The 20,573-nt window shown below is 55.1% G+C and carries 18 protein-coding genes and 1 pseudogene; 13 read left to right on the forward strand and 6 right to left on the reverse strand.

Annotated elements, in window-relative coordinates:
• Positions 1-4: 4 nt before the first annotated feature.
• The 10 genes and pseudogenes from ACLHV8_RS10870 to ACLHV8_RS10915 all read left to right on the forward strand — a co-directional run.
• Positions 5-565: pseudogene (locus tag ACLHV8_RS10870) on the forward strand (hypothetical protein); the annotation flags it as partial.
• Between the two features lie 235 nt (positions 566-800).
• Positions 801-1,280, forward strand: a complete 480-nt coding sequence (locus ACLHV8_RS10875; RefSeq protein ID WP_049006491.1) for an Hcp family type VI secretion system effector — start codon at positions 801-803, stop codon at positions 1,278-1,280.
• Positions 1,281-1,911: 631 nt separating this feature from the next.
• Positions 1,912-3,621 carry an ABC-F family ATP-binding cassette domain-containing protein gene (locus ACLHV8_RS10880; protein ID WP_208594952.1) on the forward strand — a complete coding sequence of 570 codons (1,710 nt, stop codon included), beginning with the start codon at positions 1,912-1,914 and terminating at the stop codon, positions 3,619-3,621.
• 197 nt (positions 3,622-3,818) lie between these two features.
• On the forward strand, positions 3,819-4,829 hold the full coding sequence (gene adhP / locus ACLHV8_RS10885; RefSeq protein WP_049006495.1) for an alcohol dehydrogenase AdhP: 1,011 nt from the start codon (positions 3,819-3,821) through the stop codon (positions 4,827-4,829).
• 151 nt (positions 4,830-4,980) lie between these two features.
• Positions 4,981-6,600 carry a TIGR04028 family ABC transporter substrate-binding protein gene (locus ACLHV8_RS10890; protein WP_208594953.1) on the forward strand — a complete coding sequence of 540 codons (1,620 nt, stop codon included), beginning with the start codon at positions 4,981-4,983 and terminating at the stop codon, positions 6,598-6,600.
• 10 nt (positions 6,601-6,610) lie between these two features.
• Positions 6,611-7,555 carry an ABC transporter permease gene (locus ACLHV8_RS10895; protein WP_023327539.1) on the forward strand — a complete coding sequence of 315 codons (945 nt, stop codon included), beginning with the start codon at positions 6,611-6,613 and terminating at the stop codon, positions 7,553-7,555.
• Positions 7,552-8,403 carry an ABC transporter permease gene (locus tag ACLHV8_RS10900; protein ID WP_208594954.1) on the forward strand — a complete coding sequence of 284 codons (852 nt, stop codon included), beginning with the start codon at positions 7,552-7,554 and terminating at the stop codon, positions 8,401-8,403. The genes ACLHV8_RS10895 and ACLHV8_RS10900 overlap by 4 nt, the downstream gene beginning before the upstream one ends.
• Positions 8,400-10,007 carry an ABC transporter ATP-binding protein gene (locus ACLHV8_RS10905; protein ID WP_208594955.1) on the forward strand — a complete coding sequence of 536 codons (1,608 nt, stop codon included), beginning with the start codon at positions 8,400-8,402 and terminating at the stop codon, positions 10,005-10,007. Before ACLHV8_RS10900 ends, ACLHV8_RS10905 begins: the two co-directional genes overlap by 4 nt.
• Positions 10,004-10,993: a putative FMN-dependent luciferase-like monooxygenase gene (locus ACLHV8_RS10910; RefSeq protein WP_208594956.1), complete on the forward strand. Its 990-nt coding sequence runs from the start codon at positions 10,004-10,006 to the stop codon at positions 10,991-10,993. The genes ACLHV8_RS10905 and ACLHV8_RS10910 overlap by 4 nt, the downstream gene beginning before the upstream one ends.
• Before the next feature lie 10 nt (positions 10,994-11,003).
• On the forward strand, positions 11,004-12,095 hold the full coding sequence (locus ACLHV8_RS10915) for an alkylhydroperoxidase domain protein (protein ID WP_208594957.1): 1,092 nt from the start codon (positions 11,004-11,006) through the stop codon (positions 12,093-12,095).
• A gap of 5 nt (positions 12,096-12,100) precedes the next feature.
• On the opposite strand, the gene araJ is transcribed toward ACLHV8_RS10915, so the two are convergent.
• From araJ to ACLHV8_RS10930, 3 genes are all read right to left on the reverse strand, one after another.
• Complete coding sequence (gene araJ, locus ACLHV8_RS10920; RefSeq protein ID WP_208594958.1) at positions 12,101-13,276, reverse strand: MFS transporter AraJ; 1,176 nt, start codon at positions 13,274-13,276, stop codon at positions 12,101-12,103.
• A 155-nt stretch (positions 13,277-13,431) separates the two neighbouring features.
• Entirely contained in the window at positions 13,432-13,938 is a 507-nt protein-coding gene (locus tag ACLHV8_RS10925; RefSeq protein WP_208594959.1) for a YbjP/YqhG family protein, read from the reverse strand.
• A gap of 18 nt (positions 13,939-13,956) precedes the next feature.
• Entirely contained in the window at positions 13,957-14,148 is a 192-nt protein-coding gene (locus tag ACLHV8_RS10930; RefSeq protein WP_244250125.1) for a hypothetical protein, read from the reverse strand.
• Between the two features lie 159 nt (positions 14,149-14,307).
• Here ACLHV8_RS10930 and ppk2 point away from each other — a divergent pair, with 159 nt between their 5' ends.
• The 3 genes from ppk2 to ACLHV8_RS10945 all read left to right on the forward strand — a co-directional run bounded on the left by ppk2 (position 14,308) and on the right by ACLHV8_RS10945 (position 15,740).
• Positions 14,308-15,126, forward strand: a complete 819-nt coding sequence (ppk2, locus tag ACLHV8_RS10935) for a polyphosphate kinase 2 (protein ID WP_208594960.1) — start codon at positions 14,308-14,310, stop codon at positions 15,124-15,126.
• Between the two features lie 102 nt (positions 15,127-15,228).
• Complete coding sequence (locus ACLHV8_RS10940; RefSeq protein WP_049006512.1) at positions 15,229-15,417, forward strand: type II toxin-antitoxin system CcdA family antitoxin; 189 nt, start codon at positions 15,229-15,231, stop codon at positions 15,415-15,417.
• Positions 15,417-15,740, forward strand: a complete 324-nt coding sequence (locus ACLHV8_RS10945; RefSeq protein ID WP_128347660.1) for a CcdB family protein — start codon at positions 15,417-15,419, stop codon at positions 15,738-15,740. Before ACLHV8_RS10940 ends, ACLHV8_RS10945 begins: the two co-directional genes overlap by 1 nt.
• Before the next feature lie 51 nt (positions 15,741-15,791).
• On the opposite strand, the gene fdnI is transcribed toward ACLHV8_RS10945, so the two are convergent.
• Genes fdnI through fdnG form a run of 3 tightly spaced genes read right to left on the reverse strand, consistent with a single transcriptional unit; the run spans position 15,792 to position 20,381 of the window.
• Positions 15,792-16,448, reverse strand: coding sequence for a formate dehydrogenase-N subunit gamma (fdnI, locus tag ACLHV8_RS10950; protein ID WP_208594961.1), 657 nt, complete (start codon positions 16,446-16,448; stop codon positions 15,792-15,794).
• Complete coding sequence (gene fdxH, locus ACLHV8_RS10955; RefSeq protein WP_049007245.1) at positions 16,441-17,322, reverse strand: formate dehydrogenase subunit beta; 882 nt, start codon at positions 17,320-17,322, stop codon at positions 16,441-16,443. Before fdxH ends, fdnI begins: the two co-directional genes overlap by 8 nt.
• A gap of 11 nt (positions 17,323-17,333) precedes the next feature.
• Positions 17,334-20,381 carry a formate dehydrogenase-N subunit alpha gene (gene fdnG / locus ACLHV8_RS10960; RefSeq protein ID WP_208594971.1) on the reverse strand — a complete coding sequence of 1,016 codons (3,048 nt, stop codon included), beginning with the start codon at positions 20,379-20,381 and terminating at the stop codon, positions 17,334-17,336.
• Positions 20,382-20,573 lie beyond the last annotated feature (192 nt).

The following is a 20,573-nucleotide window of genomic DNA, read 5'->3' on the forward strand; positions in this document are numbered from 1 at the left end:
GTCACGCGCACTGTATTATACGTCCTGCTTTACTGATGAATATCAGGACGTATGCAAGAAACAAAAAGCTGAAGACATTCGATTTAGAAACGGTGTTATTTATCTTCTTCGACATAACAATGTTGCGTATGACATGTTCAAAATTTATTTCGAAGAAATATTTAAAGATAAAACCACAGAACAGCTTGAACGTATCAAACAAATGCTTATGGCTGTTAATATCCATATTGCCGCAAGCTCACTCACAAACGTGGGGTTTGCTTTAGCAACGGCATCATTTGTCGCAGCAGGCATGAATCTAAACCTTGAAATCAGTGCCCTGGCAGGGCGAAGAGCGGGACAGGTTGTTGGGATTATTGGCATATACGGCATTGTCCAAAAAGCAGCAGACAGCGCGCATCGTCTTCACATTACTTATCCCGCTTACTACTCAGCGCTATACGTTCAAGAGTTGGAAATGATGTATTTCCTGATAGAGCCAGTGTTTGAGCGGGCTAAGGCGCTTACAGCACAATGGGCATCGGATGATGAAATTGCGGATATCATAACCAGGATGGTTCGATAACCATGATGAATCTTATTAAAAGATTTTTCAGGCGAATGTTCAGGTCGTTAGTTTCGTATTATGGCCCATCAGCGCTGACAGTAGTATTCGCCTTGATTCAGGGCTCATTATTTCCTGACGCCCCAATCTGGCTGATCCCCTTATTCTTTGTGTTTGTGATGGTTGTTTTATCAATATATGAAATTGCAAGATTCAAACGTTAGCATTATCGTAAATTTATGCATAAGGATATATTATGTCTATACCCGCACACTTATGGCTTGAAGATGAAAATGGTTCACCGATCGTTGGCAGTTGCCTTATGCCACTTCGTCTGGGGTCTATCGAGTTAAAATCCTTCTCTCACGGTGTCACTATCCCGGTCGATCCAAGCTGGGGAAAACTAACAGGAACGCGTGTCCATCGCCCTATCACAATAGTGAAGGAATTTGATCAAACAACACCACTTTTGTACCGTGCTGTCTGTGAAGGCCGAACCATGAAGAAGGCCACAATTAAAATGTACCGTATTCTGGAATCAGGTATTGAGGCCGAGTATTTCAATATCATTCTGGAAAACGTCAAGTTTACAACAGTTGCACCCTACCTGTCTCCTAACGGTATAAGCAGTACGCACCTTGAAACGCTCGAATTACGTTATGAAGCGATTACCTGGAAGTATACAGAGGGTAATATTATCTATCGTGATTCATGGAACGATCGTTGTTGTGCATGATGACGAAGAAAGCAAAGGATGCTTCGCCTCTAACTAAGAGAGAAAATGTTTAATTTAACCGCAGAGCAACGACAAGTGGTGAGAATGAAACTATATGATTGTCCATTAGTGAAGGTGGTACTCCTTGTAATTCTATGGTGTACCGTAGTATTTCTGTCATTAATCACATTATATAAAGTTATTCCACCAGATGCGCAGTACTCTTTTGCGGAGCATTTTGAAATCTATGGCGACGAATTGATTATGGATTTTGTGCTGTACCTTTTTTCAGTATAGCCGCATTCATTGCCTCAGCTCTTACACTAGCCCTGTATTTGCTTATACGGAAAAGATAATACAGGGCAGCAATGCTGCCCCTCTACTTGGTATACACTCGAAAACGTTGTATAGTGGTAGTTCATTACAAACTCATAACATATAAGGAGGCCAATTATGCTGTACTGTGAAATTTTCAATGTTTCACATACATTTGGTGATCGCACCAGCTCAAGCGTTATCGGTATCGTGCTGCGATAACTTCTGCTTGAGCGAAGACACCAACCCCTGAAATCCCTTCTCTCGGGCTTACTGAGTTATCGTCAGCGATGTTTGACGAGGCATAAACATGCCTGTAACTCTTGGGTAAGCAACAATGAGCACTTTACTCACTGCACAATCTTTACGCGTTGATACGGCGTTTGGCACGCTCTTCGACTCGCTATCCTTTACGCTGAAAAAAGGCGATCGCATTGGCCTGCTGGGCGATAACGGCTGCGGCAAAAGTACGCTGCTGAAGGTACTGGACGGCACTGACGCTCCTGCCGCAGGAACGGTTTCGCTGGCCGGGCAGTGCCTGATGGCACGGGTAGAACAACACCTCCCGGACGCTATTTTTCCGCTGACCATGCTGGATGCCGTGCTGGCACAGTTACCTTCTGCTGAACGTGACAGCCTGCGCTGGAAAGCCGAAACGCTGCTGGCAAGCATGGGCTTCACGCCGCAGGATATGGCGCTGCAATCCGCCACGCTGAGCGGCGGGCAGCACACTCGCCTGCTGCTGGCGCGGGCATTGATTCACGAGCCGGATCTGCTTTTGCTGGATGAACCGAGTAACCATCTCGATTTACCCACCATGCTTTGGCTTGAGCAATTTTTGCAGAACTGGTCAGGCAGCTTTGTGCTGGTCTCGCATGACAGACAGTTGCTGGATGCCGTCACCAACGGTAGCTGGATCCTGCGCGATAAAACGCTGCACTACTTCGCCCTTCCCTGCACGGCCGCCCGCAAGGCGCTTGAAGCAAAGGATGAAAGCGACGCGCAGCGCCACAAGGCGGAGCAAAAGGAGATCGACCGTGTGACCGCCAGCGCGAAGCGGCTGGCGACCTGGGGCAAGGTTTACGACAACGAAGACCTGGCCCGCAAAGCCAAACAGATGGAAAAACAGGTCGAACGGCTGAAGGAGAGCCAGACGGCACTCACGGCAGGCAGCCAGTGGACGTTAACCCTGCGCGGCGACGCGCTGCGGGCAGACCGTCTGCTGGAGATGGAAAACCTCAGCGTCCCGCCTGCGCCCGGGCTACCGCAGCTGTTTAACATCGACATGGCGCGGCTGAAAAGCGGCGATCGCGTGGCGATTGTCGGACGCAACGGCTGCGGCAAATCGTCGCTAATGAGGCTTATCTGGCAACAGTTCGCCGATGAGTCCGCAGACAGCGGGCTGAAAATCCACCCCCGCGTGTCGCCAGGCTATTACGACCAGACGCTGAATCAGCTACCGGACAACGCCACGCTGCTCGACGCGCTGGAGCCTTTCGCGCCGGATCCGCAGAACCGCAAAATGGCGCTGATAAGCGCGGGTTTCCCGTGGGCGCGTCACGTGCAAACGGTCAGCACGCTCAGCGGTGGCGAGCGTTCACGCCTGTTGTTCGTGGGCCTGACGCTTGCTCGCTATAGCCTGCTGATGCTGGATGAACCCACCAACCACCTGGACATGGAAGGCAAAGAGGCGCTGGCGCAAACCCTTCAGCAGTTCGAAGGTGGTGTTCTGCTGGTCAGCCATGACCGCCAGTTAATTAGCGAAAGCTGCAACCGTTTCTGGCTGATTGAAGAAGGAAAGCTGAGCGAGTGGCACGATGCAGAAGCGGTGTTTGAGCGTCTGCGTGAAAGCGCAGGGCTAGTGACATCCGCGGCGCCCGCTGCTGCCGCGACGGTTCAACCCTCGCCGTATGACGATCTGCTTGAACGGCTGGTCGCTCTGGAAACGCTGCTGGAAGACGATCTGGCACGGAAGCCGAAGCATCAGAAGCCGCAGCTTCAGGCGCAATGGCGTAAAGAGATTAAGGAGATAGAAGCACAGCTGTAAAACTGCGCCCGGCGAGTTGCTCGCCGGGCCAGTCTTTTCCCCCTTAATAATTAGAGGGATCGCCGTATTCTTAATCTTAAATCGAATCAAATGATGACATTATGTTGCCGTAGCCTTGCATTACCAGGCTAATGTATCAATCCTTAAGGGGTATTACACCTGCTATGCAAATTCTAATCATGAACAAGGAGATACACATGAAGGCTGCTGTTGTCACTCAGGATCACCAGGTCAATATCACCGAAAAAACGTTAAGACCGTTAAAGCATGGAGAAGCCCTGCTTAAGATGGAGTGCTGTGGCGTATGCCATACCGATCTCCACGTGAAGAACGGTGATTTCGGCGATAAAACCGGGGTTATCCTGGGCCATGAAGGGATTGGTATCGTAAAAGAAGTTGGTCCTGGCGTGAAATCGCTTAAAGTCGGCGATCGCGCAAGCGTGGCATGGTTTTTTGAAGGCTGTGGTCACTGCGAATACTGTAATACCGGCAACGAAACCCTGTGTCGCGATGTAAAAAATGCCGGTTACTCCGTGGATGGCGGCATGGCGGAAGAGTGCATTGTCACCGCAGATTATGCGGTAAAAGTGCCGGACGGTCTGGATTCGGCTGCTGCCAGCAGCATCACCTGCGCCGGCGTGACCACCTACAAAGCGGTAAAAGTGTCTGGTATTAAACCGGGCCAGTGGATTGCAATTTATGGTCTTGGCGGGCTGGGTAACCTCGCACTGCAGTACGCTAAAAACGTCTTTAACGCCAAAGTCATCGCTCTTGACGTTAACGATGAACAGCTGAAGCTGGCGGCAAGCATGGGTGCGGATTTAACTATCAACTCACGCAGCGAAGATGCCGCTAAAATTGTGCAGGAAAAAACCGGCGGCGCGCATGCCGCAGTCGTCACTGCCGTCGCAAAAGCAGCATTCAACTCAGCGGTTGATGCCGTGCGTGCCGGTGGCCGCGTGGTCGCGGTTGGCCTGCCACCGGAAGCAATGAGCCTCGATATTCCGCGTCTGGTGCTGGACGGTATTCAGGTTGTCGGTTCGCTGGTCGGTACCCGTCAGGATCTGCAGGAAGCGTTCCAGTTTGCAGCAGAAGGCAAGGTCGTGCCGAAAGTCACGATGCGTCCGCTGGAAGACATCAACGCCATCTTTAAAGAGATGGAACAGGGTCAGATCCGTGGCCGTATGGTGATTGACCTGCGTTCATAATCACCCACCGTTCAAGTACCGCTCCTGACAGGGGCGGTTTTTTTTATAGCCATTTTCCGGCAATCCTTATCTTAATTCCTTTGTTCCCTTGTTTTCCCCCGCGCCCGATGATGAATCCGACGCTAACAAGAAGATAACAAAGGAATTCACCATGCAAACCCCGTTTCGTCTGCCGCTGCTGACGGCGCTGATTCTGACGACCACCGCAGCCTGGTCCGCCGATGCGCCTGTTAAAGGCGGCACGCTGATTTATCTGGAGCAACAGGCGCACACCAACCTCTATCCGCCCGCCGGTGGCTTTTACCCGAACGGCGGCATTCTGAACCAGATCACCGACAAACTGACGTGGCAGAACCCCAGGACGCTGCAGGTGGAGCCCTGGGTGGCAGAAAGCTGGACCACCAACGCCGATAAAACCGAATACACCTTTAAAATTCGCCCAGGCATCACCTTCTCTGACGGCACGCCGCTGGACGCGAACGCCGTAGCGAAAAATTTTGATACCTACGGTTTAGGCAATAAGGCGCAGCGCCTGCCGGTGTCAGAAGTGATCAATAACTACGATCGCAGCGAAGTCATCGACCCGCTGACCGTGAAGTTCTACTTCAAAAAACCGTCGCCGGGGTTTCTGCAAGGTACCGCCACCATTGGCTCGGGTCTGGTCTCGCTCAGCACGCTGAAACGCAACTTTGAAGAGCTGGGGGATGCCCGTCATATCATTGGCTCTGGCCCGTTTGTGGTAAAGGACGAGAAGCTGGGTCGCGAAGTAACGCTGGAAGCGCGTAAGGACTACCAGTGGGGTCCCAAAAATCTGGCGCAACAGGGGCCAGCCAATCTTGATGGCATCAAGTTTATCGTGACTCAGGAAGACAGCGTACGCGTGGGCGCCCTGCTGGCCGGTCAGACTGATTTTATTCGCCAGGTGCAGGCATATGACGAAAAGCAGGCTACAGATCAGGGCTATAAGATCTATGCTGCCCCGACGCGCGGGGTGAACGACAGCATCAGCTTCCGTCCGGATAACCCGCTGGTCTCCGATATTCGCGTGCGCCAGGCGCTGCTGCATGCCACCAACGCAAAACAGGTGGTTGAGACCCTCTTCTCGGCCAACTATCCGCAGGCGAAGTCAGTGATTGCCGATTCCGCCGCAGGTTTTGTCGATCTCAGCGACAAATTGGCCTTTGACCCGGCTAAAGCCAACCAGCTGCTGGATGACGCGGGCTGGAAAGCAGGCAGCGACGGGATCCGCGCCAAAGACGGCCAACGTCTGGCACTGACGGTGTATGAATCCTTGCCGCAGCCGCAAAACAAAGAGGTGCTGCAGCTGGTTGCCCAGCAGTGGCGACAGGTGGGCGTGGCGTTGAGCGTCAAAGCCGGTGACGCAGGCAGCCGCACGCTGGATAACCTTGACCCGCTGAAAACCCCGTTAACCGTCTCCGAAGTGGGCCGCGCCGATCCTGACGTGGTGAAAAGCATGTTCTACCCGGCTAACCGCGACGCGCTGCTGCAAAAAGGCGGGTCCAGCGACAAGGTCAAAAACTTCCGTGACGACAAGCTGAATGAACTGCTGGTGAACATTTCTGCTGAAGTCGATCCGCAAAAACGCCTGCAGCTGACGGGGGACGCCCAGCGCTACCTGCTGGATAACGCCTACGTTATTCCGATTTTCGAGGAGCCGCAGGTCTTTGCCGGTGCGCCGTGGCTGAAAGGCGTCAATTTTGAAGCGGTAGGCCGCCCGTCGTTCTACGGCGCGTGGATTGAGAAACACTGAGGAGCCGACGATGCGCCACGCACTTCTTCAACGCTTTGGGCACGGGCTGCTGGTACTGTGGGCCGCCTTTACCCTCTCGTTCGTGTTGCTCCAGGTGCTGCCGGGCGACGCGGTGCTGATTAAATTTCAGAACCCGGACCTGGGCTTAAGCCCGGCGCAAATCGAGGAGATGCGCGTGGCCTACGGCGCGGACAGCCCGCTGTGGCAGCAATACGGTCATACGCTGCTGGCGATGCTGCGCGGGGATTTCGGCTATTCGCTTCAGGCCGGGGTGCCGGTCAGCGAGCTGATTGCCAGCAATCTGCCGGATACCCTGAGCCTCGCCCTGCCTGCCTTTTTACTCGCGGTCCTGCTGGCATTTGCGCTGGCCTTTGCGTCGCGCCTGCCGGGTCTGCGCTGGCTGAGTAATACCCTCCAGTCTCTGCCAGTCCTGTTTATCTCTTTACCGACGTTCTGGCTGGGGATTGCCCTTATCCAGCTCTTTTCTTTCCAGCTGCGGCTGATCCCGGTGATTAACCCGACGCCGCTGCAGGGGCTGATCCTGCCAATCGTAACCGTCGCGATCCCAATCTCCGCCCCGCTGGCACAAATTCTGATGCGCAGTCTGGACCAGGTGGCGACGCAGCCGTTTGTCGCCGTCGCCCGTGCCAAAGGGCTGAGTGAAACCGCTGTCCTGTGGCGTCACGTGACCGGCAACGCCCTGCTGCCAGTGCTAAATATTGCCGGGCTGCTGCTCGGCGAGCTGATTGCCGGGGCGCTGATCACGGAAACCGTTTTTGGCCGCAGCGGTCTCGGGCAACTGACCCAGCAGGCGGTGAATAACCAGGATATTGCCGTACTTCAGGCGGTGGTGATGATTTCCGCCCTCGGTTTTGTCCTGATCAATCTGCTGGTGGACCTGCTGATGCCGCTGCTGGATCCCCGTCTGCAAACCGTTACCGGAGGTGCATCATGAGCCTGGTCGATTACGCTGCCGCCGCGCGAAAACGCGTTCCCGCCTGGCAGGGCGTCGCGTGGCAACCAGGACTGTGGCTGGCATGGGCAGTAATTATCATTGCGCTTTTTGCCGCCGTGGCGCCCGGCCTGTTAACCCACTACAGCCCGATTGAGGGCATCGCCGGTGCACAGCGCCTGACGCCGCAGGCGGGACACTGGCTCGGCACCGATCAGCTTGGTCGCGATGTTTATACCCGTATTGTTTATGGTGCGTCCCACTCCCTGAGCGCGGCGCTGGCCGCCGTGACGATGGGTCTGCTGGCAGGCACCGGCTTAGGGGTGGTTGCCGGGGCGTTCGCCGGACGCGTCGAGTCTCTGCTGATGCGCTTCGTCGACGTGCTGCTGTCCATCCCATCTCTGCTGCTCTCGCTGACGGTGATTATTCTGCTCGGGTTTGGCACCGTTAACGCCGCGATTGCCGTAGGCGTGGCTTCAATAGCCAGCTTCGCCCGCCTCGCGCGCGGTGAAGTCGTGCGCATCCGCCACACGGATTATGTCGAAGCGGCGTTTGGCTGCGGCGGGACGTTTTTCGCCGTGCTGTGGCGACACATCCTGCCCAATGCCTTAACTGCCGTCATCGCCTTTGCCACGCTGCAGTTTGGTCAGGCCATCCTGGCGCTCTCCACGCTGAGCTTCCTCGGTTACGGCACCCCGCCGCCGGTGCCGGAGTGGGGCTTATTGATTGCAGAAGGCCGTAACTATCTCTCTACCGCCTGGTGGCTCACCACCTTCCCCGGCGTGGTCGTCATCGCCGTGGTGCTGGCCACCAACCGTATCAGTCAACAGTTCAGCGGAGGCCTGAAATGAGCGTACTCTCGGTAGAAAACCTGACCATCAGCTACCGTACCGCGCGCCAGTGGCGCGAGGTGGTGCATAACGTCAGCTTCACGCTCGGGCGAGGAGAAATGCTGGCCTTTGTCGGCGAGTCCGGCTCCGGCAAAACGACCACGGCGCAGGCGATCATCGGTCTGCTGGCCGATAACGCCCGGCGCGATGCGGGAAAAATCATTCTCAACGGCGAGGAGATAAGCCAGTGGTCCGCTAAGCGTCTCGATACCCTTCGCGGTGCGCGAGTTAGCCTGGTTCCGCAGGACCCGGGTAATTCGCTCAACCCGGTGAAGACCATCGGTGCGCAGGTTGGAGAGATTATTCAGCTACACCAGAAAGTGACTCGCGCTCAGCGCGACGAGCAGGTGCTCGCCCTGCTGACAAAGGTCGGCCTGAGCCATCCCGAACAGCGCATGAACCAGTATCCGCACCAGCTCTCCGGCGGGATGAAACAGCGCGTGCTGATTGCCATCGCAATAGCGCTGCGCCCGGACGTCATCATTGCCGATGAGCCTACCAGCGCGCTGGACGTGACGGTGCAAAAACGCATTCTCGACCTGCTGGATATCCTGCGCCGGGAATCGGGTACCGCCGTTCTGTTTGTCACCCACGATCTCGCGCTTGCCGCTGAGCGCGCGGACAGGCTGCTGGTTTTTCGCGATGGCGAGGTTCAGGAGCAGGGAAACACCGCCGATATCGTGCGCACGCCGCAGCACGCCTACACCCGTCAGCTGTTAAGCGATCTCCAGGGCCAGCGCCTGACCATTGCCCCGGTGGCAGGTCTGCCGCTCGCGTCACCGACCATTCGCGCCCGCGCCATCAGCAAACAATTCTCCCTGGGCAAAGGCCATCAGCTTCAGGCGCTGGATCGGGTAACGTTTGACGTCAGGCGCGGCAGCACGCATGCGCTGGTGGGTGAGTCCGGCTCCGGAAAAACCACCCTCGCCCGTATTTTGCTGGGTTTTGAACAGGCCGACAGCGGACAGGTCATTATTGATGATATTGATGCCACTACGCTTAGCCGCGAGGCCCGTCGCCAGCTGCGCCAGAAGATCCAGTTTGTCTACCAGAACCCGTTTGCCTCTCTCGACCCGCGTCAGACGCTGTTTGAGATCATCGAAGAACCTCTGAAGAACTTTTCTCGCCTCAGTAAGGCGGAGCGAAAGGTCCGGGTGGAGACCGTGGCGCAGCGGGTTGCCCTGCCCGTCGATATTCTGAGCCGCACTGCCCGTGAGCTTTCAGGCGGGCAGCGCCAGCGCGTGGCTATCGCGCGGGCGCTGATCCTGGAGCCGACCATTCTGGTGCTGGACGAAGCCACCTCCGCGCTGGACGTCACCGTGCAGGCGCAGATCCTGGCTCTGCTTCAGCAGCTGCAGCAGCAACTGGGGTTGACCTATCTCTTTATTACGCACGATCTGTCCACGGTTCGCCGAATCGCCCACAGCGTCACGGTGCTGCGCAGCGGTCAGGTGGTCGAACAGGGCGACGTCGGAACCTTATTCACGTCGCCACAGAACGACTATACCCGCGAGCTGATTGCCGCCATTCCCCATTTTTCACCCGCTACAGAGGAGTTCGCATGACGCGAAAACGCCTGGGATTTTTCACCCGCCTGCTTGACGACGCTACGCCGAAGGAGCGCTATCGCCTGGCAACTGAACAGATCCGCCACGCCGAACGCCACGGTTTTGACAGCGCCTGGATTGCACAGCACCACTTCCACGAAAGCGAAGGTGGCCTGCCGTCGCCGCTGCTGTTTCTGGCACACGTCGCCGCGCATACGGAAACCATTCGCCTGGGCACGGCCATCATTACCCTGCCGATGGAAAACCCGCTGCGTGTGGCGGAAGATGCCGCCGTGCTGGATCTGCTTGCAGACGGACGCCTGGAAGTAGGCTTTGGCTCAGGCGGCACGCCGACCTCTTTTCTGCCGTTCGGCCTGACGTTTGAAGAACGTGCGACCGCGTTTGCCGAGAACCTGCATGTGATCCAAAGCGCCTGGCACGGGGATTCGCTCACCCATCCGGATAACCACCTGTACCCGCCAGCGCCACAGCTGGCTGACCGTATCTGGATAGCCACCTTCTCAGTTGACGGTGCCGTTCGCGCCGCGCAGGCCGGACACGGTTTAATGCTCTCCCGCACGCAGCCGCGCCCGGCAGATCGGCTGGATTTAACGCTCGACGCGATCCAGAACCCGATTGTGGATGCCTACCTCGATGCGCTGCCATCAGGCATCGCCCCGCGTATTCTGGCCTCCCGTACAGCCTTCGTCGCTGACAGCGATGACTATGCGCTCAGAGTCGCAACGCCGGGTCTCGCGAAACAAGCTCAGCAGCATCGCGCTGCCGGATACACGGTCAAAGGTGACAACGTCACTGATTATCGTCGTCAGTTCGATGCCCATATCGGTTCGCCTGATACGGTGCTGCGTTCACTTAATGCGGATTCCATTCTCAGGCGCGCCACGGATATCTCATTCCAGGTCCATTCGGTCGAGCCCACCCATCGAGACACGCTGCGCTCCATCGGACTGATCGCCGAACATATTGCCCCCCACATCCTTTGAGGAGACACCTATGTCATTAAGTCAGGACATTCTCGCCGAGCTGGCGGAAATTAAACCCGGTTCCCCTCTGGCAGAGGCGCGCGCCACGCGTGATGCCGCCACACGACACGCGCAGGGCAGCTACGAAATTCTCTTCAGCCAGCAGGACACCGATTTCCCACTCGATGAACGCTTCACTGTGGCAGCAAAAGTTGCCAGATGGCACAACGCAGAGGCGCTGGCCGCGCACTACGCAGGGTTTGGCCTGGCCGATCCGACCACGGAACGGCTGACCCCGGCGCTGAGCTTCGCGCGTCTGCTGACGTTCTCACCCGTCGAAGCGACGCCTGCAGCGTTAAAGGCGCTGACCCAGGCGGGATGGAGCAAGGAAGGCATTGTTACCCTAGCGCAGCTCGTCGCATTTGTGAGCTTCCAGAGTCGACTCATCACCGGACTGCGGCTGCTGAACGACAGGCCCGTCGCCAAAAGCGATGCGCCGGTGACGGCAGGCATCTGGCACACGACCGCAACAACGGTCACCGGAAAGGCGGCACCCGTCGCGTTTACCCAGCAGGAGCTGGGATGGGAACCGTGGATAGCGGCCAAACCGCTGGCGGATTTCCGTGACGATGAGGTTGCCATTCTGGCGAAATTTGGCCATACCGATTCTGACTACTTCCGCCTGCTGGGGAGCAACCTGCCGGTGCTTGAACAGCGCACGCTGACCGATAAAGGAATTTTTTATACATCGGGGGGATTACCGCGCGCCGAGCGCGAGCTGGCCGCAACGGTCGCCAGTAAAATCAACGGCTGCATTTACTGCGCATCTGTCCATGCGCGTAAAGCCAGCCAGCTGTCAAAGGATGACGCTGCGGTAGAGGCGCTTCTGGCGGTGCGTCCCGGGCAATCCCTGAGCGACGGGCAGTCTGCGCGCTGGCAGGCGGAGATCAATTTTGCAGCGGCGCTGTCGGTTACGCCGCCTGCCGCCACGCCGCTGCACCTTGCCGCGCTGGAAAAAGAGGGGCTGGATACCCTGGCGCAGCTTGATCTGGTGCAGTCCGCCGCGTTCTTCGCCTGGGCCAACCGCCTGATGCTGACGCTGGGAGAGCCCTGGCTAGCATGACTCCATCAGGCTAGCGCGCGAGCGTTAGCCTGAGCCTGTCTGGCCCGCAGATGGCCGTAGATCAGCAGCGAACTCATGGCCGAAAACGAAAGGAGTGCGGCAGGCAGCGTGACATAACTCCAGCTAAAGCCAAGCGTAATCATCATGCCGCCGAAAAATGCGCCAACCGCACTGCCGAGATTAAATGCCATCTGACCGCCTGCGGCACCCAGCATCTCACCGCCCTTCGCATTCTGCAGGAGCAGAATTTGCAGCGGCGCAGAGAGCGCGAACAGCCCGGCACAGCAGATAAACCCCATGACCAACGAGGCCGTTTTCAGTTCACCAAAGGCAAAAAGCAGCAGCAGAGAAGTCACAATCACCATGTCGGTGGTGGCCGCAATGCGCAGCGGGCTAAAGCGACCCGAGAGTTTGCCACTCAACAGATTGCCCAACACCATACCAAGTCCCATCAACATCATGATGGCTGTCATCACCCCTTCGGTGAAGCCGGAGACGTTGACCATAAATGGTTTAACGAAACTGAACCAGGCAAAAACCCCGGCGTTGCCAAACATGGTGGCAGCAAAAATCAGCCAGGGTTCTGGTTTTTTAAGGAAGTGGAACTGCTCGGTCAATTTGATTTCTGATGTGTCGTGGATATCCGGTACCCAGAGCAGAACCGAGAGGATCACCAGCGCATCGAACACTGCAATCAGGAAAAAGGTATAGCGCCAGCTGAATTCGTGCCCCAGCCAGGTGCCCAGCGGAACGCCCACCAGGTTAGCCACCGTCATGCCGGCGATCATTCCGGCCACCGCGACCGTCACCTTCCCCGGTGGCGCAATTTTGGAGAGGATAATCGCCCCGACGCCGAAAATCGCGCCGTGAGGGAATCCTGAAATTAAGCGTCCCGTCGCCAGCCAGAAATATGACGTTGAAAAGGTAAACAGGGCGTTTCCGACGGCGGATATCGCCACCAGAAACAGCAGCGTAGTCTTTAAAGAGAGCTTGCCCGAAAACAGCGCCATAATCGGCGCGCCAATCACCACCCCGAAGGCATAAAACGAGATCATATTCCCGGCAGAGGGAATTGAAATCCCGGTGTCATGGGCCAGCTCGGTTAACACTCCCAAAATGCCAAATTCAGCCATTCCCAGACCAAAGGTGCTCAGCGCCAACGAAAAAATTGTCTTTTTCATACTTCAACCACTGGTTAATCACTCGCGACGGGCATTATTGAATAATCTTGTATGGTGAGCCAGTTCAAATGAACTGGCTGACACGTTAATCCATTAATTCAGATGCTTTATCCAATATTTTTTTAAATCTGGTGAGAGGGTTTGAGGTGTAGTTTTTACAATGCGCTTTCTGCCGCTGCTTTAGCGCGTGTAATAGCGCCAGTATTGAAAATTGGATGCTCGTGATTGTTCGTTATGTCACGAACGCGGTAGATTTTCCATGCATCACCTTCACGACGAAGAAATACTTCAAGGTGTATGCTTCTCCCGCCACCCGCCCCCTCAATGACCTGGACTACTTCACCGTTTAAAAATGGTCTTGCGTTTTCCACTCGTAACGCAGGTATCCATTCGCGAGAGTAATCCTGAGTATATGTAAAATAGTCGGACTCTATTAACTCTTGTTCAGAGATTTCCTGAATGGCACCAATGCGAACAATAGTATCAGCAGAAACATATTTACGCAGTTCGTCGGCAGGGTAAGGCCTGGCTTCATCACTGCCGAATGCGGAAAGATAGGATTTATAAAATGATTTGGTAGTGTCTTGCGCACTCTGATCATGATTGGCTGTCGAACTACATCCCACTAACAACATACCGAGTAATATAAATATCCTTTTCATCAATGCATCCTGTAAATTTTAAAGGTTGGTTGCATTTTGCGATACCCCGGCCCTGAATTCCGCCCCACAATCTTTTGCATAATCTGTGTTCGGTACCTTAACACCTCCAGCCAGCATGGCCAGGCGGGTAAATTTAGCACATTCACTATGAGAGTGCCCCAGAGCGTGTGAACGGAGATACGAAACTGCAGCTTCTTTATTCCAACTCATTCTTAGTTCCTTTAAGTAAATAAGAATGAAATTATCCCATTAACCACACAATGTGAGCGGTATTAAAAGTGCTGATTTTGTTGCGTCCGCGACGATCTATTACACTTCATAGTGCGGCCTCGCTTTTTTCCCGCGCCGGATAACCTGAGGATGACAATCATGGGAAGCAAAAAGAAAACCAGTGCCACTGTTGATGTCGTAAAAAATGCACCGCTAAAAACCAAAGAGTATGAGCAAGAGCTTCGTCGCCTGCACGTTGAACTGGTTAAGCTCCAGCAATGGGTTGTCGCCAAAGGACTCAAAGTGTGTATTGTTTTTGAAGGACGGGACGGCGCCGGCAAAGGCGGTACCATTAAAGCGATCACCGAGCGCGTCAGTCCACGCGTGTTCCGCGTGGTTGCCCTTCCCGCGCCAACCGAGAAAGAGAAAACCCAGCTCTATTTTCAACGTTATGTTCCCCATTTGCCTGCCGCCGGGGAGATCGTCATATTTGACAGAAGCTGGTACAACCGCGCGGGTGTCGAGCGGGTAATGGGATTTTGCACCCCTGAGCAAGTTGAGAAGTTCCTTGACGGCACGCCAGTGATGGAAAAAGCGATGGTGGATGCAGGGATCATCCTGCTGAAGTACTGGCTGGAGGTGACGCCGAAAGAGCAGGAGCGCCGTCTGCGTGACCGCATTAACGATGGTCGTAAAATCTGGAAGCTGTCACCGATGGATATTAAATCCTTTAACCTGTGGGACGAGTATACCCTTGCGCGCGACGCAATGTTTGAAGCCACCGATACCGCCTGGGCGCCGTGGTTTGTGGCGCGTTCAGAAGATAAAAAACGCGTGCGCCTGAATATTATTTCGCACCTGCTTACGCAAATCCCGTATAAAGAAATTCATGTCGACAAGGTGGATTTACCGAAACGTAAAATCGGCAAAGTGAAACCCACCAAATACCCGTTCCGGTATGTTGAAGAGCGGTTCTGAAATTACTGGAATACGCCTCGCAGAATGTAGATTACCAGGGGGTAAAGTATTGTTTTTTGTTGGCTGCGGTTGATAATAACCGCACCAACAAAGGAGCTTAAAATGAAACCAAACCGAAGCAAAGACTATGGTAAAAGGGAGAGCGTGGCGAGTGGAGTCTCCCGTGAAGCCCAGACACAAGAGGCGCAAAGACGACAGCATCAGCAAGATAAAGAGTTCATAAGAGCCATGAATGAATTTACGGCTAAAGCGGGATTATTATCAGACGATCCTTTCTTTGGAGGGATTTAATGTGCTTTCAGTTTGACGTTTACCGTAACCCTTCAGAGAGAACCCGGGACTATCAACCTTATTTTATGATAATTCAACATGACTATTATGATGATTTATCAACAAGACTGATTATTCCATTAAGTTACCACAATTATTTATGTGGACATATCAACGCCGCGGCGCCCTTAGTGAATATTGATTTTGAGCGATATTTTCTTAACACCGCTGGCATAACACACGTGGAGAAAAAGAAACTAAATAATAAAAATTATGTATGCAATCTTCGCAGCGCGAGGAGTACTGTGATTGCAGCGATAGATGCGTTAGTGACCAATACATAACGTAGGCCCGCGCAAGTGCAGCGCCGCCGGGCAAAGCCGACGGCGCAGGTCTTACTTCATGCCTTCCGTACTTTCCTGTTTCGCTTCCAGACGTTCCACATCACGATACCAGCGCGGGTGGTGTTTTTGCGCCCAGCGGCGGCTCACCTTCCCTTCAATCATGCCTTTAATCGACCCTTTAACCCAGAATGCCATATACATATGGATCAGGATGGCGTGGATCAGAATGATGGCCGACGTCGCGTGGATCAGCAGCGCGTAGCGCACCGCCTGAATAGGGAAGTAGTGTGCAAAATACGGACGCCAGATAATCACGCCGGTCACCAGCAGCACAAAAATCATGCTCATGATGGTCCAGAACATCATCTTCTGCCCTGCGTTGTATTTGCCCACTTTCGCGACTTTATGCTCGTTACCCTTCAGGACTTCGACGATCCCTTTCACCCATGGGATATCCTGCTTGTCCGGGATGTTGTGATGGACAAAGCGCACGAACATCAACATCAGCACCCCGAAAATCAGCACGCCGAAAAACGGGTGCAGAATACGCCCCATTTGCGGAGTACCGAAGGTTTCGGTCAGCCACTGCAGCGTCGGGAAGAAGAACGAAATCCCCGACACCGCCACCAGGAAGAAGCAGATCACCACCGTCCAGTGACAGGCGCGGTCGACAAACTTCGTGCGCACGATCATTTTCGACTTACTCATGATGATCCTCCTCGTCGTCTACCTCTTTGTTTGGCCCAATCCCAATGTAGTGATAAATCAGCCCGGCAAAGGTGGCGATAAAGCCCGCCGCTGAGAGCGGTTTAAGCGCCCCTTTCCACAGATTGATGGACGTATCGATCGCCGGATCCTTCGGTAAGTTGTGGTACAGCTCCGGCTGGTCGTTATGGTGCAGCACATACATTACGTGCGTGCCGCCCACACCCTGCGGATTATAAATACCGGCCTTGTCGTAACCGCGTGCTTTCAGCTTGTCTACCCGCGCCTGCGCCACGTCCAGCATCTCTTTTTTGGTGCCGAAGTGGATAGCGCCGGTCGGGCAGGTCTTCACACAGGCTGGCTCCTGCCCGACGCTGACGCGGTCCACGCACAAGGTGCATTTGTATACCCGGTTATCCTCTTTATTGAGGCGCGGGATATTAAACGGACAACCCGCAATGCAGTACCCGCAGCCGATGCAGTTATCCTGCTGGAAGTCGACGATCCCGTTGGCGTACTGAATAATCGCGCCGGCAGACGGGCACGCCTTCAGGCAGCCCGGATCTTCACAGTGCATGCAGCCATCTTTGCGGATCAGCCACTCCAGCCTGCCGTTCTGCTCGGTTTCGCTAAAGCGCATTACTGTCCAGGATTTGGCGCTCAGATCCGCCGGGTTATCGTAAACCCCTACGCAGTGCCCAATGTTGTCGCGGATATCGTTCCACTCCGAGCACGCCACCTGGCAGGCCTTGCAGCCCACGCAGGAGGAGACATCGATAAGCTTGGCGACCTCTGCCTTGTAGTCCCGCGCGCGGGGCGCGGGAGTTATCGGGTTAGTCGCGGAGCGTTTGATAACGTCTTGTGTTTCCATCGCCATGTAATCGCTCCTTACGCTTTCTCGATGTTAACCAGAAACGCCTTGTACTCCGGCGTTTGCGAGTTGGAATCGCCAACGTTTGGCGTCAGGGTATTGGCGATGTAGCCTTTCTGCGCCACGCCCTCAAAGCCCCAGTGCAGCGGAATACCGACGGTTTCCACCTGCTGCCCGTTCACGTTCAGAGATTGCAAGCGGCGAGTGACTACCGCCACTGCGCGAATAAAGCCGCGCTTGCTGCTCACCTTCACGCGGTCGCCGTTGGCAATGCCCTTCGCTTTTGCCAGGGTTTCGCTTATCTCCACAAACTGTTCCGGCTGGGCGATGGCATTAAGCCGCGCATGCTTGGTCCAGGTGTGGAAGTGCTCGGTCAGGCGATAGGTGGTCCCCACGTACGGGAACTTATCCTTCTTACCTAAACGCAGCACATCGTCCTCATAGATACGCACCACCGGGCTGGAGACCACGTTTGGATGCAGCGGGTTGGTGCCGAGCGGCGTTTCCATCGGCTCGTAGTGTTCCGGGAACGGCCCTTCCGCCAGCTTGTTGAGGGCAAACAGGCGTCCCAGCCCTTCCGGCTGCATGATAAACGGCCCGGTGTTGCTGCCCGGCGCGGCGGTGTTGTAGTCCGGGATATCGTTCCCCGTCCATTTTGTCCCGTTCCACTGAATCAGCATCCGTTTCGGATCCCACGCTTTACCGTCGATATCCGCCGAGGCACGGTTGTAAAGCACACGACGGTTCAGTGGCCATGCCCATGCCCAGCCCAACGTATTGCCCAGCCCGGACGGGTCAGCGTTATCACGGTTAGCCATCTGGTTACCCTGCTCCGTCCAGCTACCGGCGTAGATCCAGCAGGAAGACGCCGTCGTGCCGTCGTCGCGCAGCAGCGCGAAGCTGTTCAGCAGTTGGCCTTTCTTCGCCACCAGGTTGCCCTTAGCGTCATAGAGATCCGCCAGCGCAACGCCATTGTTCTCTTTGGCGACTTCCTCTGACTCAGGATGGTCAGGCTGCTTGTAGTTCCAGCTCATCATCAGCAGCGGCTCAGCGCCTTTGCCGCCTTCGGTGCGGTACATTTCGCGCAGGCGATGGTAAATCCCGGCCAGGATCTCGCCGTCGTTACGCGCTTCGCCCGGAGCGTCCTGGCCTTTCCAGTGCCACTGCAGCCAGCGGCCAGAGTTAGCAATAGACCCGTCTTCTTCCGCAAAGCAGGTGGACGGCAGGCGGAACACTTCGGTCTGAATGGATACGGTATCGACATCGTTCATCTCGCCGTGGTTCTGCCAGAAGTTAGAGGTCTCAGTGACCAGCGGGTCGATAACCACCATGTACTTGAGCTTGCTCAGGCTGCGCACAACCTTGTTTTTATCCGGGAACGAGGCCACCGGGTTGAAGCCCTGGCAGATGTAACCCGTGACGTTGCCTTTATCCATCATGTTGAAATACTTGATGACGTCGTACGCCTGATCCCATTTTGGTAGCCAATCGAAGCCCCAGTCGTTCTCTTTTTGCGCCGCGTCGCCGTAGAAGGATTTCATCAGGCTGACGTAGAACTTCGGATAGTTGCTCCAGTAGTTCACCTGATCCGGCAGCGTCGTTTTTGGCGTATTGGCCTCAAGATACGTTTGCAGATCCGCCTGCTTTTCAGACGGCAGCGTCAGGTAGCCCGGCAGGCTGGTCGACAGTAAACCAAGATCCGTTAAGCCCTGAATATTGGAGTGACCACGCAGGGCGTTAACACCACCACCGGCCATCCCCATATTGCCGAGCAGCAGCTGGATCATCGCCATGGTACGGATGTTTTGCGCACCAACGGTATGCTGCGTCCAGCCCAGCGCATACAGGAACGTGGTGGTTCTGTCGGCGGCACTGGTTGAGGCCAGCACCTCGCAGACTTTCAGGAAGTCCGCTTTCGGCGTGCCGCAGATGTTTTCCACCACCTCCGGCGTATAGCGGGAGACGTGCTGCTTCAGCAGGTTCCACACGCAGCGCGGGTGCGTCAGGGTTTCATCCCGCAGCGCATAGCCGTTTTCATCGAACTGATAGTTCCAGGTCGTTTTATCGTACTGGCGTTTTTCAGCGTCATAGCCGCTAAACAACCCGTTATCGAAGGCAAAATCATCCCGCACCAGCAGGTTCGCGTTGGTGTAGTGCTTAACGTATTCCGCGTTAATTTTGTTGTTTTCGATCAGGTACAGCAGCACGCCGGACAGGAACGTAATGTCCGTACCGGAGCGGATCGGCGCATAGATATCGGCCACCGATGCCGTACGCGTAAAGCGCGGATCGACGACGATAAGCATCGCATCATTGTTATTTTTCGCTTCCATCGCCCAGCGGAACCCCACCGGATGAGCTTCAGCGGCGTTACCGCCCATCACCACCACGACGTTAGCGTTTTTGATATCAACCCAGTGGTTGGTCATCGCACCGCGACCAAATGTTGGAGCAAGACTTGCTACCGTTGGTCCGTGTCAGACGCGCGCCTGGTTGTCTACCGCCAGCATGCCGAGAGAGCGCACAAATTTTTGCGTCAGCATGCCGGTTTCATTACTCGCCGCAGACGCGCACAGCATCCCGGTGGAAAGCCAGCGGTTAACCGTTACGCCCTGAGTATTCTTTTCAATAAAGTTGGTATCGCGGTCGGATTTCATTAATTTGGCGATGCGGGAGAAGGCCTCGTCCCAGGAGATACGCTGCCACTTGTCGGAACCCGGCGCGCGGTATTCCGGGTAGCGCAGGCGGTTTTCGCTGTGAACGTAGTCCAGCAGCCCCGCCCCTTTCGGGCAAAGCGCTCCGCGGCTCACCGGATGATCCGGATCCCCTTCAATATGGTAAATCGCTTCTCTGGCGTTCTTCGCGCCATCGCCCAGGCTATACATTAAAAGCCCACAACCCACGGAGCAGTATGTGCAGGTGTTACGGATCTCTTTTGCGCGCAGCAGCTTATAGTTGCGTGCCTGAGCCAGCGCCATTTTGGGAGCAAATCCCAACATGGCTGCCGTTGTTCCGGCCATACCGCCCGCGCAGATTTTAAAAAATTGTCTGCGGCTGACGTCCATTGTTGTCCTCGTTTTCATATAAGACTTCGCGCCGCAAACTAGCAGTAACTCCCCTGATTTTTTTGCGTCAAATCAAGGTCATCTGTCTTCACCCCCTTAATAGTCACCACCGGTACATTTAAATACCCCTTTTTGATTAACGGTTTAAGAGAATAATTGGCGACAGCGTCAGGATGAATGCGATACATTTTT

This window comes from Enterobacter sp. CPE_E863 (genome assembly GCF_046521465.1).
GTDB classification, from domain to species: Bacteria; Pseudomonadota; Gammaproteobacteria; order Enterobacterales; family Enterobacteriaceae; genus Enterobacter; species Enterobacter adelaidei.